The organism is Clostridium sp. CF012 (assembly GCF_018861755.1).
In the GTDB taxonomy this organism is placed as follows: domain Bacteria; phylum Bacillota; class Clostridia; order Clostridiales; family Clostridiaceae; genus Clostridium_AD.
In genome coordinates, this window is the sequence record NZ_JAHLEF010000056.1 from 1 (window position 1) to 16,705 (window position 16,705).

13 protein-coding genes, 1 other RNA gene and 2 pseudogenes are annotated in these 16,705 nt (G+C 32.0%); 13 read left to right on the forward strand and 3 right to left on the reverse strand.

Annotated features, from left to right (window positions below; all coding sequences use genetic code 11):
* A partial coding sequence (locus KPL50_RS28040) for an IS3 family transposase (RefSeq protein WP_375372948.1) occupies positions 1 to 73 on the forward strand: 73 nt, incomplete at its 5' end.
* A 59-nt stretch (positions 74 to 132) separates the two neighbouring features.
* Here the strand turns inward: KPL50_RS28040 and KPL50_RS25210 are convergent.
* Positions 133 to 1,158 carry a DUF3048 domain-containing protein gene (locus KPL50_RS25210; RefSeq protein ID WP_216301253.1) on the reverse strand — a complete coding sequence of 342 codons (1,026 nt, stop codon included), beginning with the start codon at positions 1,156 to 1,158 and terminating at the stop codon, positions 133 to 135.
* Positions 1,159 to 1,361: 203 nt separating this feature from the next.
* On the opposite strand from KPL50_RS25210, the gene KPL50_RS25215 reads away from it, so the two are divergent.
* A complete protein-coding gene (locus KPL50_RS25215; RefSeq protein WP_216301254.1) occupies positions 1,362 to 1,904 on the forward strand; it encodes a carbonic anhydrase in 543 nt (180 codons plus the stop codon).
* A 123-nt stretch (positions 1,905 to 2,027) separates the two neighbouring features.
* Positions 2,028 to 3,194 carry an AI-2E family transporter gene (locus KPL50_RS25220; protein WP_216301255.1) on the forward strand — a complete coding sequence of 389 codons (1,167 nt, stop codon included), beginning with the start codon at positions 2,028 to 2,030 and terminating at the stop codon, positions 3,192 to 3,194.
* Between the two features lie 89 nt (positions 3,195 to 3,283).
* On the opposite strand, the gene KPL50_RS25225 is transcribed toward KPL50_RS25220, so the two are convergent.
* A complete protein-coding gene (locus KPL50_RS25225) occupies positions 3,284 to 3,775 on the reverse strand; it encodes a C40 family peptidase (RefSeq protein ID WP_216301256.1) in 492 nt (163 codons plus the stop codon).
* A gap of 299 nt (positions 3,776 to 4,074) precedes the next feature.
* Here KPL50_RS25225 and KPL50_RS25230 point away from each other — a divergent pair, with 299 nt between their 5' ends.
* From KPL50_RS25230 to KPL50_RS25270, 9 genes and pseudogenes are all read left to right on the forward strand, one after another.
* Positions 4,075 to 5,508, forward strand: a complete 1,434-nt coding sequence (locus KPL50_RS25230; protein WP_216301257.1) for an amino acid permease — start codon at positions 4,075 to 4,077, stop codon at positions 5,506 to 5,508.
* Between the two features lie 205 nt (positions 5,509 to 5,713).
* On the forward strand, positions 5,714 to 6,874 hold the full coding sequence (locus tag KPL50_RS25235) for a galactokinase (RefSeq protein WP_216301258.1): 1,161 nt from the start codon (positions 5,714 to 5,716) through the stop codon (positions 6,872 to 6,874).
* A gap of 84 nt (positions 6,875 to 6,958) precedes the next feature.
* Positions 6,959 to 7,951, forward strand: coding sequence for a UDP-glucose 4-epimerase GalE (gene galE / locus KPL50_RS25240; protein ID WP_216301259.1), 993 nt, complete (start codon positions 6,959 to 6,961; stop codon positions 7,949 to 7,951).
* Between the two features lie 11 nt (positions 7,952 to 7,962).
* On the forward strand, positions 7,963 to 9,504 hold the full coding sequence (gene galT, locus KPL50_RS25245) for a UDP-glucose--hexose-1-phosphate uridylyltransferase (protein ID WP_216301260.1): 1,542 nt from the start codon (positions 7,963 to 7,965) through the stop codon (positions 9,502 to 9,504).
* A 103-nt stretch (positions 9,505 to 9,607) separates the two neighbouring features.
* Positions 9,608 to 10,600, forward strand: a complete 993-nt coding sequence (locus KPL50_RS25250) for a LacI family DNA-binding transcriptional regulator (protein ID WP_216301261.1) — start codon at positions 9,608 to 9,610, stop codon at positions 10,598 to 10,600.
* Between the two features lie 185 nt (positions 10,601 to 10,785).
* Positions 10,786 to 12,228 carry an NAD(P)/FAD-dependent oxidoreductase gene (locus KPL50_RS25255; protein WP_216301262.1) on the forward strand — a complete coding sequence of 481 codons (1,443 nt, stop codon included), beginning with the start codon at positions 10,786 to 10,788 and terminating at the stop codon, positions 12,226 to 12,228.
* 39 nt (positions 12,229 to 12,267) lie between these two features.
* An RNA gene (rnpB, locus tag KPL50_RS25260) (RNase P RNA component class A) lies at positions 12,268 to 12,646 on the forward strand.
* 286 nt (positions 12,647 to 12,932) lie between these two features.
* A pseudogene (locus KPL50_RS28045) lies at positions 12,933 to 13,055 on the forward strand (manganese catalase family protein); the annotation flags it as partial.
* 495 nt (positions 13,056 to 13,550) lie between these two features.
* Positions 13,551 to 14,591, forward strand: a complete 1,041-nt coding sequence (locus KPL50_RS25270) for an alpha/beta hydrolase (protein ID WP_216301263.1) — start codon at positions 13,551 to 13,553, stop codon at positions 14,589 to 14,591.
* 265 nt (positions 14,592 to 14,856) lie between these two features.
* Here the strand turns inward: KPL50_RS25270 and splB are convergent, their stop codons facing one another.
* A complete protein-coding gene (gene splB / locus KPL50_RS25275) occupies positions 14,857 to 15,879 on the reverse strand; it encodes a spore photoproduct lyase (protein WP_216301265.1) in 1,023 nt (340 codons plus the stop codon).
* A 581-nt stretch (positions 15,880 to 16,460) separates the two neighbouring features.
* Between splB and KPL50_RS25280 the strand changes: the two are divergent.
* A pseudogene (locus KPL50_RS25280) lies at positions 16,461 to 16,705 on the forward strand (hypothetical protein); the annotation flags it as partial.

Genomic DNA, 16,705 nt, shown 5'->3' on the forward strand with positions numbered 1-16,705 from the left:
CTATAGATATCAATGGAACTTAAAAAAGATGACTCCTGTTCAATACAGAAATCACCTTTTCAATGTTGCATAGACTTTTTTTAAATTGTCCTTGACAAAGGGTACATTTTATAATCACCAGTGTTTTCTATTTTATTTAATATCTAGTTTACTACTTTTATCTACAATATTCCACCAAGTCTTCCCAGGGCTTAACGGTAGAGCATTACCGTTATCATCAGTTAGAAGGGTTTGTGAGGTCGTATTTTTCTTAGACCAGTTCATTTTAACAAACTTACCATTGCTAATAACATAACCATCTCCCTTGCCAACAAGAGCAATGTCTATATGAAGTCCATCCTTTTGTGTTTTAATGGAAGTGATTTGCACCACTACATTTTTAAAGGCTAAGGGAAGCTTATCCTCATTATTAGTTGCTAATTTCCCATCCATGCTTTTAAAGTAAAGCCCATCTTTATAGGTGTAACTAGTGTTGTAAAGATTGTTTACTTTTAAGAGTACATCTGTAGCTTTCTGAAGCCTATCGTTATCCCAATAGCTCTTGTCAAATTTCAATGCTACGGTAGGGGCTTTTACAAAGTTTTTTGTTTTTATTAGCTCTCTTAATTTTTCAGTAGAAGTATAAAGGTTATGAGGAGCCTTTCTTAATGAATCTCTCCAATAAGTAGATGCATATCCCATTTCATTCATACTCATTAAGTTTTCATTTTTTATTTCAGTAAGCGCCTCCTCGCTACCTCCACAATGAGCAAAGGGTAGGTTATATTCTTTTGAAATATCCAAGAAATAAGACCTGGCGCTTCTAATTGGTCCAATCTTTTTAGCATCGCCGCTTTGAAATAATGCAATGAATCTAGGGATGCCACCTTCAGCCAGGGTTTCATAAACTATATCTGCAGCGTTTATTCCAGATTGAGGTCTTGCAGCCTTTGAGTTTTCTATTATGGCAAGTACGGCAATATTATCTAATATATCTTTCTTTACCTCTTCACCTGTATAGGGAGAAAAGTATTTTTGCTCGGTCTTTACAGGAGGTTCTACTTTTGTAGGTGCTGGTGGGCTAGGAGTAGGGGCAATAGGTTCAGCTTTTTTTGTACAACCCACTGCAATAAAGCAGATTAAAATAATTATCCATAATAGATTAGATTTATTTTTCAAATTAAACATCTCCTTAAAATTCAAAATAGTAAGCGTGTTAATTCTTGTCCCACTGAGGTACATGATATAACAGTAAAGTCATCATGATATTCTTTCCTCTATTTTAGACTATTCGAATTATGATGTATATAGCGCTTGTGGTATAATAAAAAAAATAAATTAAAATTAAGAATAAAAATAAAAGTTAAGGAGATAAAACTAATATGAATAGATTAATAAAGATTAATACTAAAGAGGATATATTTACTGAGTATAAAAACACCCCCATCAGCGTTTTATTAGAATACCATAACTTTAACACATCATATGAAGTGGTAAGTAGTCCACAGTTGTTAGTAGGAATGTGCATGGATAACAGAAAATATCTTCATATACCAGACAACTTTGCATACATCATTCGTTCTGGGGGGGGAACGTTGCGTTATAGTGAATTTAAGGTTTCCTATACAATAGCGATAGGGGGAATAAGAACTATTGCACTTATAGCCCACAATCATTGTGGAATGGTTAATCTTATGTCTAAAAAGGAGCAATTTATACAAGGGCTTGTTGATGTAGTGGGATGGGATTTCCAAAAGGCAGAAGATCATTTTATGAATTTCGCTCCAATGTTTGAGATTGGCAATGAAATAGAGTTTGTCCTAGAAGAGGCAAAGAGACTAAGAAATAAATACCCTAATATTTTGATAGCGCCACTTTATTATAATATAGACGACAATCTTTTATATCTGATTAAAGAGGATTAAAGTGCTTAATTAATTAAAATGGGTATTTTAATTTTACCATTTACCTTGCCATTGAATTTAATATAATGTAAAGTAATAGGAGAAACAATTTATTGTGCAAGTTAGCTGCGAAGGGTAGGTAAAATGAGAATAGATAAAAAATTATTGAAATATTCTTTATATGTTACTGTGACAGTGCTTCTAATTTACATGGGTATAATAATTATTAATAATATAGGTAGTATATTTTCAGTATTATCAAGTACATTAGGGAGAATCATTGGACTTGTTAAACCGCTACTTATGGCATTAGTAATTGTATACTTATTGAAACCAGTTGTGAAAAGCATTGAAAATTTCTTAGAAGTGAAAAAAATATTTAAAAAGGGAACTACGAGAAGAGCTGTGGGAATTTTAGGAGTGTATGCATTAGTAGTGGCTATATTCGTAGCTATTATAAGTGGAATATATATTATGGTTGGAGGGAAACTTTCAAATAATATAACTCTAACTAATATGACAGAGTACCTAACTGATTATTTAAAGAACTCAACATTGTCAGTTAGTGCTATTAGTGAAAAATTACAAAGTTTAAATATATTTGGCGGAAATTTTAATGAGAAAATTGCTCAAATTGTAAGCTATGTACAAGCATATTTCTCTGCAAGTATTGGCGCAATGACAGATTCTATTGTATCTATAGGTGGGAATATAGCTTCATTTATGATAGCTATAGTATTAAGTATTTATTTATTGCAGGATTATGAGTACTTTATAAATTTATGGAATAAAATTTACAACCTTATATTTGGAAAAAGTAGTGCAGGAACTAAGGTTAAAGAAGTATTAGATATTATAGATGATACCTTTTATAAATATTTAAGAGGGCAATTATTAGAAGCTTGTGTTGTTGGAGTTTTATCAGGTACGGTGCTATATTTTATTGGGATAGATTATGCATTTATAATAGGAATTATTGCAGGTATTTGTAATATGATACCCTATATAGGGCCGATTGTTGGAACTATTCTTGCAGTAATTATGGCACTACTAAGTGGACAACCGATTACAGCTTTATGGGCAACTATTGGAATGATTGGAGTTCAACAAGTTGATAACAACTTGTTGGCACCTAAAATCGTTGGAGATAGCGTAGGACTTCATCCAGTATTCACGATGCTTTCCATTATTATAGGTGGAAGTTTAGGTGGACTTGTAGGGATGCTGATAGCTGTACCTGTCGCTGCTTCGCTTAAGATAGTACTTGCTAGATGGTATAATTCTCACATAGAGCGAACAACTACAGAGTAGAATGTTAATCAGGTGAAAATTTCAAAAAATGAAAAAAAAGGCATCTGCATAGTTGGATATGTGATGTCCTTTATTTTGTTTGGTTACTATTATACTATTCTTCTGGCTGTATTAAAATTTGGCATATATTTTAGTTCCATAGTTTTAATACTTGATCCTGGTTTAGGAGAATGGATAAACTTTCCGTCTCCAACATAAATGCCCACATGACTTATTACGGCCCCAAAGAAAACCAAATCTCCTATACGTAAGTTATCTTTGCTAACCACTTCGCCTTTTGATGTTTGACTTTTTGCGGTGCGCGGTAATGATATTTTAAAATGATTATAAACATGCATAGTAAAACCTGAGCAATCAAATCCAGATGTAGTAGTTCCACCACTTTTATAGGGTATACCAGTGAGTTTTTGTGCATAGGCTACAATAGTAGCACCTGTAAGCTTAGTTTCCTTTTCAGCTAGGGCAACAGTCTCTGTTCCAAGTATGACTTCATTAGCATGTACATTAACACTGCTTATACTTATTGAACTTGCAACTAATAATGCAAGAGCAAATGATGTAACTCTTTTAACCTTTTTCATCCATAGTCCCCCCAAGTTTATAGATTGTAAACGTTTCCCGAATATTGTATTCTTCATAAATATGTAAATTTATTCTATAAAAATAACATTACTGTAATTATACTAATATTTAATAAAAAGTCAATAGATTCTAGAAAAATAGTTACAAAGTAGTTACAAAAGGATAATGAGATATTAAATATAGTTGCTAGTTAAATAGTGCATAAGCTAACAAAAAGGGATATAATGAACTGAGTTCGGAAACAACTGTTATGAAATGTAATATTATGTAGTTATTAAAAAATACAAGGAGTGAAATTATGAACAACACGAAAAAACTGGGTTTATGGACCTTGGTAATGCTAATTTTTGTTCCAACCTTTGGGTTTGGAAATATCGCGTCAAATGCAGTGGCACTTGGACCTGCTGCTATTCCATCATGGCTTATAGTTTCATTATTGTTCTTTTTACCACTATCAGTAATGATAGCAGAGCTAGCTTCTGCTAATAAAGACAAAGAAGGAGGGTTATACACCTGGATAGAATGTTCAATTGGTCCCAAATGGGCCTTTATAGGTACTTGGTCTTACTTTGTTGCTAATTTATTCTATTTGCAAATGGTTTTTACAAGAATACCAGTAATGGTATCATGGACTCTTTTTGGTGAAAATAGATTTAATGATGCAAATGCATATTTGTTGCCTTGGATAGGACTAGGACTAGCTATAGCATTAACTTATATAGCTACAACTGGAGTAAAGAGGTTTTCTAAAATCAGTGATCTAGGTGGAAAATTAACTTTAGCGGTTACCGTTATATTTATACTGTTTGCAGTTGTAGGAGTATTAGTTGGAAAACAACCCTCAGCTACAGCTTTCACAGCAGGAACAATTATCCCGAAATTTGATGCTGATTATTTTTCAACCTTCTCATGGTTAATCTTAGCTGTTGCAGGAGCTGAAGTTGCGGGAACTTATATCAAAGATGTTGAAAATCCTAAAAAAATTTTCCCAAAAGCCGTTATTTTAGCGACTATGTTTATAGCTGGAGCATACGTATTGGGATCCCTTGCAATATGCTTAGTTGCATCACCAGAACTCATAACCAAAGCCGGTGTTAAGGATGCAGGTTATGTTGTTTATAAGATATTAGCAGAAAACTGGGGTTTAAATGGTAAAATATTTGTTCAAATATATGCACTAATTTTAACTATATCCTCTATAGCTGCATACGTGGTTTGGTTAGAATCTCCAATTAGAGCTATGTTCTCAGAGGTTCCAGAGGGTACCTTTCCTAAATTCTTAACTAAGAAACGTGAAGATGGAACTTTGGTTAATGCACTTTGGGTTCAGTGTGGAGTACTATTAGTATTAATAATAGTGCCACTAGCAGGGCTTACCTCTATAGATGACTTTTTCAATCTATTAACTACCTTATCGGCGCTATCTCTTGCAATACCTTACATTGTTCTTGCAGCTGCATATTTAACATTTAGGCTTAAAGGTAATATTCCTCCTTTTGTAATGTTAAAATCAAAAGTAGCTGTAGTGGTAGCTTCAACTGTTGTTTTCATCCTAGGTGTATTAGCCTTCTTTGGAGCCGGCTGGGGAGAAATTTCAGGAGCTAAGAGCTTCTCAGAAGCAATAGTTCCAATATTAAAGAACTATGGCGGACCCGTAGGATTTATAATTTTCGGATTCTTTATAACATATCTAACAAAAATGTTTACTAAGAGTGATATTAAAGATAATTAGTATGTAATGAATATTTCAAATAAGGCATTTGTTTAAACAAATGCCTTATTTTTTTTGCGGATAAAAATCTTAAAGAAGGTTAAAAGGGAGTAATAATTAAATTCAATAATTTTAGTAAAAAACATTGAGTTTTTACTAAAAAGATGATAATCTTTAAATATAAAGGTTTACAAAGAAAAATCTATTATTAAAAGGAGATTAAAATATGATTAATAAGTTAAAAGGTATGTTTAAAAAAGTATACGCAGCAGAGGTAGAAAAAATCTTTTTTGCTCCTGGAAGGGTGAATTTAATAGGAGAACATACAGATTATAACGGAGGACATGTTTTTCCTTGTGCATTAACTTTTGGTACCTATGCATTAATTAGAAAGAGAAACGATAAAAAAATAAGGTTTTATTCGGAGAGTTTTGAAGAGCTAGGAATAATTGATGTGAATATAGATGAGATAGAATATAACAGTGAACATGATTGGGCGAATTATCCTAAGGGAGTAATTTGGGCCTTTGAAAAGGAAGGTATGAAAATAGATAGCGGATTTGATATATTATTTTATGGTAATATTCCAAATGGTGCAGGATTATCCTCTTCGGCATCTATAGAAGTAGTTACGGGCGTTGTTTTAAAGGATTTATATGATTTTCCTATTGAGATGATCGATATTGTTAAGCGTAGTCAAGAAGCAGAAAACCAATTTATAGGCGTGAATTGTGGAATTATGGATCAGTTTGCTGTAGGTATGGGTAAAAAAGATTGCGCAATACTTTTAGATACAAACACATTAAAATATGAATATGCAAATATCAAGCTTGATGGAGCATCTATAGTAATAGCAAACACTAATAAAAGAAGAGGGCTTGCTGATTCTAAATATAATGAAAGAAGAACAGAATGTGAAACAGCCCTTGCTGATTTACAAACAGTGCTCCAAATCAAATCACTTTGCGAGTTAAATGAAGAAGAATTTGAAAAAAATAGGCATCTTATAAAAGATGAAGTTTGTGCAAGGCGAGCAAAGCATGCCATTTATGAGAATCAAAGAACTTTAAAAGCAGCAGCAGCACTTGAAAATAATGATATAGAGTTATTTGGAAAGTTAATGAATAAGTCTCATATATCACTAAGAGATGATTATGAAGTTACAGGAATAGAATTAGATACACTAGTTGAAATTGCGTGGAAAAGATCAGGAGTTATAGGATCAAGGATGACGGGTGCAGGTTTCGGTGGTTGCACAGTAAGTATAGTTAAAGATGAATGTGTAGATGATTTCATTAAAAATGTTGGTCAGGAGTATAAAAACAAGATAGGATATGAGGCTGTGTTTTATGTGGCTCAAATAGGTGATGGTGCAAGAAAACTTTAACGACATTTCAACATCACGGATGATGATTTAACTACTAGAAGTTTATGAAGTTAAAATGGAAAAAATAATTTAGGAGATGATTAAATGAGTATATTAGTATGTGGTGGAGCAGGATATATAGGTTCACATTGTGTATATGAATTAGTTGAAAGAGGAGAAGAGATTATAGTAATTGACAATCTTCAAACTGGACACAAAAATGCAATACACTCAAAGGCTAAATTTTATCAAGGTGATATAAGAGACTTTGGTTTTATGGATAGTGTATTTAAAGAAAATAAAGTTGAGGGAGTAATACATTTTGCTGCCAGTTCTCTTGTGGGAGAAAGTATGGAAAATCCATTAAAGTATTATAACAACAATGTCCATGGTACGGAAGTACTTTTAAAAGCTATGATAGAAAATGATGTTAAAAAGATAGTATTTTCATCAACCGCCGCAGTATATGGTGAGCCAGATAGAGTACCTATTGAGGAAGATGATAAGACGGACCCAACTAGCACTTACGGAGAAACAAAACTAGCTATGGAAAAAATGATGAAGTGGTCAGATAAGGCTTATGGATTAAAATATATTGCATTAAGATATTTTAATGTGGCAGGAGCCAGTTTAAATGGATTAATAGGTGAAGATCATAGGCCGGAAACTCATCTTATTCCATTAGTACTCGAGGTTCCACTAGGAAAAAGAGAAAAAATATCAATATTTGGTGAAGACTATGATACAAAAGATGGAACATGTATAAGAGATTATATATATATTAAAGACCTTATAAATGCTCATATATTGGCTTTTAACAAGCTAAGAGATGGATATCACAGCGATGTGTTTAATTTAGGAAATGGATTTGGATTTAGCGTAAAGGAAATTATAGATGCAGCAAAATCCATTACAGGTAAAGATATAAAAGCTGAGATATGCATGCGGAGATCTGGAGATCCAGCAGTGCTTGTAGCTTCAAACGTGAAAGCTAAAGAAATTTTAGGGTGGGAGCCTAAGGTTCAAGATATAGAAACTATAATAGGTTCTGCTTGGAATTTTCATAAAAACAATTTAAATGGATTTGATGACAAATAAGGAGTGGTAACATGGCAATAAATATTTCTATAGAGGTTCAAAAGCTACTTTATTATGCACTAAGAAAGCAATTAATAGAAGCAGAGGATATGATATATACAAAAAACCGGATTTTAGAAGCACTATCACTAGATGAAGTTGAAAGTATAAAAATTGAAAATGAGGCATTTGTAAATAAAGCCCTAGAAGATAAAGATTATGGAATACAACGAGTTTTAGATAATATAACTGACTGGGCTTATGAAAATGGTAATATAGAAGATAATGGTATAGTTACTAGAGATTTATTTGATACAAAAATAATGGCTTGTTTAATAGGAAAGCCATCAGAAATAATAAGAGAATTTAAAAAATGCTATAATCAAAGTCCAAGTAGTGCAACAGATTACTTTTATGGGTTGTCGATTAATTCAAATTATATAAGATGGGAAAGGGTACAAAAGGATTTAAAGTGGAAATGCGCAACCCCATATGGTGATATAGATATTACTATTAATTTATCTAAACCAGAGAAAGATCCGAAAGCCATTGCCAGGGCTAAGAATTTGAAGTCAAGCACCTATCCAACCTGTTTACTATGCAAAGAAAATGAGGGCTATGCAGGTAGGATAAACCATCCAGCTAGAGGTAATCACAGGATTATACCAGTTGAATTAAATAATGAAAAATGGTTTATACAATATTCTCCTTATGTTTATTATAATGAGCATTGTATAGTTCTTAAGGGTGAACATGAGCCTATGAAAATATGTAAAGAAACTTTTATTAGGCTATTAGATTTTGTTGCACAATATCCACATTATATCATTGGATCTAATGCAGACCTTCCAATAGTTGGAGGCTCCATATTAAGTCATGATCATTTCCAAGGTGGGAACTATGAATTTGCTATGGCAAGGGCAGTTGTGGAGGAAGAATTTGTGGTGGAAGGCTTTAAGGGAGCAACTCTTGGTAGAGTTAAGTGGCCTATGAGTGTTATTAGAATAGTGGGCTATGATAGTGAAACCTTGATTGATTTAGCTTATTACATTTTAAATAGTTGGAAGAATTATTCTGATGAAAATGCTGAGATAACTGCATTTACGCAGGGCGTACCCCATAATACAATAACACCTATAGCTAGAAGACGAGGAGATGCTTATGAGATAGATTTAGTTCTAAGAAATAATAGAACATCGGAGAAGCATCCAGATGGGATTTTCCATCCTCACGAAGAATTACATCATATAAAGAAAGAAAATATTGGTCTTATTGAGGTTATGGGACTTGCTGTATTACCTGCAAGACTAAAAACAGAGATAAAAGAACTTAGTTATTATTTAGTAAATAAGAACAAGATTGATGAACTAGACAATTGCGAGGAGCTTGTGAAACATAAAAAATGGGCACTACAATTAGGTCGAAAATATCCGGATATAAATGAAACAAATGTAGATGAAATATTAAAAAAAGAAATAGGTATGAAATTTTCAGAGGTTTTAGAACATTCGGGGGTATTTAAAAGGGATGAAAGTGGAATACAAGCTTTTAATAAATTTATAAATAAGTTATAGGAAGAATATTTTAAGGGTGATTAATAAATAATTCACCCTTGCTTAAACAAATTAATAAGTATTAAAGTATAATAAGAATAAATTTAGTGAGTGTGAAAAAATTATGACAACAATAAAAGATATTGCAAGCCAAGCTGGAGTGTCAATTGCTACAGTGTCTAGGGTATTAAACTTTGATGAAAAATTAAATGTAACAGACGCCACAAAACAAAGAATATTTGAAGTGGCGCAAGAATTGAATTACATAAAGAAAGAAAAAAATATTAAGAAAAGTGTTTATAAGGTAGCCATAGCAAATTGGTACACTGAAAAAGAAGAAGTACTAGATCCATATTATTTATCTATAAGAATGGCTATAGAGAATAAGTGTGCTAGTGAAAATATTGAAGTAGTAAAATTATCACCATTTTTCACTACATATGCGAAAGAAATAGATGGAATTATTGCTATTGGGAAATTTGGCCATAAAGAAGTAGAAAAAATTAGAATAGTATCTGAAAGCATTGTGTTTGTTGACTCCTCCCCGGAAAGTGAAGTTTATGATTCGGTAGTATGTGATTTAAAGTACGCCACTATAAATATATTAAATTACTTAGAAGGACTAGGTCATAAGAACATTGGGTTTATTAGTGGTTCGGAATACATTAATGAGGGTAAAGATATTTTTGTGGATAGACGGGATAGAACATATAAAGAAGAAATGCGTGCTAGGGGCATAGATTATAAAGAAAATTTTTACATAGGTGAATTTACGCCACAAAGTGGGTATGAGCTTATGAAAAAAGCATTAGTGAATAAAACCAATGTAACCGCTTATATAGTAGCTAATGATTCTATGGCAATAGGGGCCTACAGAGCTATAAGTGAGGCCGGATTAAAAATACCTGAAGATATAAGTATAGTATCATATAATGATAATATAACCGCCCAGTTTATAGTGCCTGCATTAACTACTGTTAAAATACACATGGAGTTTATGGGTGAAACTGCTGTAGAGTTAATGCTTGAAAAGTTAAGAGATGGAAGGGAAATAGCTAAAAAAATTGTTATACCAACAAAACTCATAAAAAGAGATAGTTGCTGCATCGTAAATTAAAGTTTTTGATCATTATTTTCTTGTATAAAATAATCACATTGAAATGACATTAATGTAGTTTGAGGCTTATAAAAAGGGATATTCATTTAAGGTATCTATCATAATATAAAAAATTATATTATAATAGGTATTAACAAAGATTAATTATTGAAAATTTTAGTGTAATATGTGGGAGGGTGATATTTATGTATGATGTGATCATTATAGGGTCAGGGGTAGTAGGAGCCGCTATTGCTAGGAAACTTTCAAGATATAATTTGAAAATATGTATTTTAGAAAAAGAAGATGACGTTTCCACTGGTGCGTCAAAAGCCAATAGTGGGATAGTTCATGGCGGATATGCGGCTAAGTATGGTACATTAAAAGGACAATTATGCGGGAAAGGTAACAAAATGTATAGAGAACTCCAGGAAGAATTAAATTTTGGATACCGGAAAACAGGAGCTTTAGTTATCGGATTTAATATTGAGGATGAGCAGAAAATTATGGAGCTTTACGAGAATGGCCTGAAAATGGGATGTGATGATTTAGAGATAATTAGAGGAGATAAACTAAAAGAATTAGAACCACACTTAAATAGTGATGTAACGGTAGCACTATATGCTAAAAGTGTAGGGGTTACCTCACCCTATGAATTTACTATTGCATTAGTGGAAAATGCTATCACGAATGGTGTAGAGCTTAAGCTTTTGAATGAAGTATTATCTATAGAAAATCTAGAAGAAAAATTTATTGTACACACAAATAAAGAGAACATTGAAGCAAGATATGTTATAAATGCTGCTGGACAATACAGCGATAAAATAGCTAATATGCTAGGTATGTATGATTTTAAAATAATGCCTAAAAAAGGTCAATATATTTTGATGGGAAAAGACCAAGGTCACTTGGTGAATACTGTTATTTTTCAAGTCCCCACAGATAAAGGCAAAGGAATATTAGTAACTACAACTTATCATGGTAATTTTATGATAGGACCTAATTCAGAAGAAATAAGTGATAAAGATGATGTAGCAACCACCACTGAGACTTTAAAAGATGTAATAGATACAGCTAGAAGGTCTATACCTGATTTTGATGTAAGAAAGACCTTAACTACTTTTTCAGGTATAAGAGCTAGTAGCAATACAGGGGATTTTATAATTGAGGAAAGCCGAGTTAAAAGATTCATAAATGTTGCTGGTATAGATTCGCCAGGACTTACATCATCACCAGCAATAGCTGAGATGGTTGCAGATATACTTGTGAACTGCGGAATAGTTCTTGTGGAGAAAGATAATTTTATTTCATATAGAAAAGGAATAATAGTTAAAAAGGATAATAATTTTCAGGGAAAAATTGATGATGAAGATCCAACAAAGAATATAATATGCAGATGTGAAGTAGTCACAGAATCAGAAATTGTGGATGCTATTCATAGAAACATACCCATTAATTCTACAGATGCTATTAAAAGGAGGACAAGAGCTGGAATGGGGACTTGCCAAGCCAATTTTTGTAGGCGTAGAGTAGTGGCTATAATAGCTAGAGAACTTAATATTGAAGAAGATAAAGTCACCGTAAGAGGAGATAGTTCATCTAAAACACCTGTTAGAGCGGAAATAAATTTGATTAGAAAATTGAAATAAGTTCGACATTTAGGCCGAACTGTGATAATATTATTAATGCGAGTAAGCCAGACAATCGCTGCTGTAGAAATACAGGAGAGGAAAGTCCGAGCTCCATAGGGCAAGGGTGCTGGCTAACTACCAGTGGAGGCGACTCTAAGGAAAGTGCAACAGAGATATACCGCTAAAGGTATTCTAAAAGTTCAGTTTTTCTGAACTTTGTGAATATACTAGTAAGGGTGGAAAGGCGAGGTAAGAGCTCACCAGCGCACTGGCGACTTTGCGGCTATGTAAACCCCATCTGGAGCAAGATCGAATAGGAAAGCATTTTGGGACTGCCCGTCCCGCTTTCGGGTGTATCGCTTGAGCCTATTGGAAACAATAGGCCTAGATAGATGATTGTCTAATACAGAACTCGGCTTATAGACTTACTCGCACCATTGAAGACACTATGTTTAATGCATGGTGTTTTTTATTTTGTCACCCCTTTGCCACCCAAAATATTATTTAATTTTTCAGTTGCGTTTTTTTGCATCGCTTTATTGACATGACTATAAATATTCAGGGTTGTATTTATATCTTTATGGCCTAGTCTTGTTTGAATAGTTTTGAAGTCTATTAAAACTCCTGCTATAATAAGGGCAACAGGTAGAATCATTTTTGCTATGCTTAATCCTATGCTGAGAACCCTTCCTCTAAAGTCGTCTGGAATAGTCTTCTGTAGTAGTCATATGGAAATGGTTGCAGAAACTATAAACTTACTAAATGGACATCATGTAGATCATGAGGATTTGGGAGTTGGAGAAATTCAAACTCTAGTTCAGGCAGGATTATCACCAGTATTAGTGATATTTTGACTTATCAACGCCAGGTAAATTTTTTGATGCACCTAATCCAACTGCACCAAGTTTTGAAAATCCAAGACAATAGAATTAAAATTAATTTTTATAAGTACACCTTTGGTTATTCTATTTTATAAAGGTGTTTTCTTAAATTTTTATAATCAGCAACTCAATAAATTGGAAGTAATTGCAGATCCAGTAAATACTCATGCAGTAAAATTAAAAGGGCAGTCTCCGAAGAGGCTGCCAAATTTGTTGTTATATAGTTTTCAATAATAAGGATTTTCTACAAAAATATTTATTGCTTAATTTTGTATGTGCAAGAATAACGTCTGATTAATTTTCTAGGGTTTTAAATTAGTTAATTATGATAATCATTAACTGAATATTCTATATCCTTTGCTTTTCTATAATTAAGAATAATAAAATTAAGTTAGCAAAACATATATTATAAGATTTTATTATATTACAACAGTTTAGTATAAAATTGGAGGTATATATATGAAAAAGAAGAAAGTAATTAGGATGTTTTTAATTGTTTGTTTAATTATTATTATAATAGGACCTTTTATGTTTACAGGTTTGATTGCCTCAAAGTATGGAAAGCTTAATATTATGACCGATATAATATTAACAATAGGTAATCTTACCAAACCAGGGTCACTAAATGTTAAGTCAATACCTGAAATACGAGATTACCTAAATAAAAACGAAAAGAAATGGAATGCTAAACCAATACCATTTTCAAACATAAAAAATATGAATATACCATCAGCTTCAAATCAGGTTCCAGTCAGGATTTATACACCTTCGACTGGAGATAAGTTTCCAGTTATTATTTATTCCCACGGTGGATTTTGGATGGCTGGTAATTTAGATGGTAGAGATAATTTATGTAGGAAACTTTCAAATAATACAAATGCAATAGTGGTGTCTGTTGACTATCGTCTTGCACCTGAAAATCCTTTTCCAGCTGGGCTTAATGATGTATATAGTGTTCTACAGTGGGTCTCTAAAAATGCCGAAAGTATTCACGGTAATCCAATTAAAATATGTGTTGCAGGAGACAGTGCAGGTGGCAATTTGTCTGCAGCAGTTTCTCAAATGGCACGTGATAAAGCTGGCCCACATATAACTTGTCAGGTACTAATTTATCCATCAACAAATATTTCCCAATTAAGCACTAATTCTTGGACTTATTTTGGTATTAACTACACGCCTACAAAGGAGGATTCACAAAAGTTTTTGTCATTATATACTCCAAAAATTCAAGAAAGAAAAAGTCCATATGCTTCGCCTATACTTGCTAAAGATTTTAAAAAATTGCCGGATGCACTTGTTATAACAGCAGAATTTGATCCACTGAGAGATGAGGGAGAGGATTATGCAAGAAAATTAAAGGTAGCAGGTGTACAATCGGTTTTTACAAGATATAAAGGTGTTATACATGGCTTTATTACAATGGATAAAGTTTTAAAGCAAGCTGATAAGGCCACCAATGAAATCTCCATATATCTGCAAAAGGAATTCAATAAAAAATAGAAATAAGTAAAAGGTTCTTTGAATCGCTCACACTTTTTCATTGCCTCGATATAATGATAATGTATGTGTTTTTTATCGTAATGTTCGCTTCACTTACAATATCTGAAATGTGCCTGTCACCTTTCAAAAAGTGGAAATGAATCTATTATTAAAATTCAATAATAACTAGTTTCATAAATTAGTATAGAAATCTTCTAGTGCATGTAGTTAATTTACAATTATTATTTTCATTTTATAATTTAATAAAACAATAACACTTAAATAGTTATATAATATATAAAATTTTTTTATTTCTAAACAGTTTTTCTATCTCTTTTGTGAAGAAGTGTTTTATTTCATCTAAGCCTTCCTTTTGGTATACAAACTTTCCATATCCAAATTGTCCATATTTATACTTACGATGTTCATCGTTCATGGGTAGTTTACTTTTAGGAAATACTTGAAGTATTCTATTCTTAGCTATTGTAGTATATCGGTGAGATATAACTTCAAAAGTTACTGGAAATTTTAAATCATTTGGAATCTTGGCGCTCAATTCTAGTAATAAATCATGATATTCTTCTTTCCAATTAGGGTAAATAAATATAGGAGCAATTAAAAAGCCCATAGGATATCCGGCTTTAGCAACCTTTATACTTGCTTCTATTCTTTTATCACGAGAGGCTGTAAAATGTTCATATTGATTTATAATCGAAGAAGTATTAATACTAAATCTTATCTCTGTATGACCATTGTGTTCTAAGTTAAGCAATGAGTCTATATCATTGTATTTTGTTACAAATCTAAATCTAGCATTTTCGCTGTTACCAAAGAATCTTATAGCTTTTTCTAAAGAATTGGTATACGGCTCTACAGGTATAGGATCAGATGTAGCAGCCCCTTCAAATATAGTTATGTCAGGTAACCTTTCATCTATATATTTCTGAGCTTGATTAAGAATATCACCTACATTAGCATAGATTTTTACAAAAGGCTTATCTCCCAGCATAGTATTTAAATAACAGTATTCACACTCTCCCATACATCCGCTTACTAAAGGCAGTTGGTAATGAGCTGATGGTTTACATGATTGAAACTTTAAACTCTTCTTAGTTCCAACTACTAAAGTATTCTTACCTTCTCTATATTGAGAGAATAAATCATCACCTGGAATGTGTTGTTTAACTCTATTAGTTGTCAAATTTATAATTTGGATATTAGTATTATCCTCATACTTAGTAAGAATATTCTTAGCCATATCATATTTTAATGAATCTTTCTCAAATATAACTCTATTCGGTATAAACATATTTTCCACTAATAAAACCAGCATAAAACAAAGTGATTTTATTCGCTCCTCTCTTTACTTTTACTTGCAAATGTATTTTACTATCATAGTTTTTAAAATTGTTAAATTATGAGTCAAACCTATCTACTTTAAAAAGTTTTAGATCTTCATACACTTATATCTGTAGCTTAATTTAAATCATATTATACTATTTGTTAAATTTACGAAGTATATACTAGTAACACTTAAAAAGAATTTACAGATATTTTTATGTTAACGGATATGCGCCTGCTAGAATTTTTGTGATAATATAGTTTTAACAAAGTAACTGCATATTAAAACAAGTGAAGAATATTTGTTAAAGAGGTGAAAGTATGAATGAAATAATAAAACAAGAAATTAAAGAATAATTTTTCAAGAATAAAGGCTATGCTACAACAAAAGAAATATCAGACAAGGGTATAAATAGATATTATATTAGTATCCTTGAAAAATCAGGCTTTATTCTAAAAATAAAAACAGGGTTATATAAGTGGGTAGATTATGATTTTCAATACAATTTTGAATTAGTTGATGTATTTAAAATAGTTCCTAAATGGATATTGTGCCTTACTTCTGCATTAGCTTATCATGATTTAACAACGATTAACCCTTGGCAGTATGAGATTGCTATAGAAAGAAGCAGTAAAGTTATAATTACTGAGTATCCACCAATTAAACTTCTATATTTTTCACAAAAACAGGGCAAGAAAAACGTTGGCCAAAATCAAGTTATAACTTATTATTTTAATGTAGATAAATGCAAAAACTGTGCTAAAAAGAATGGGTGTTATAAAGAAGATGCAAA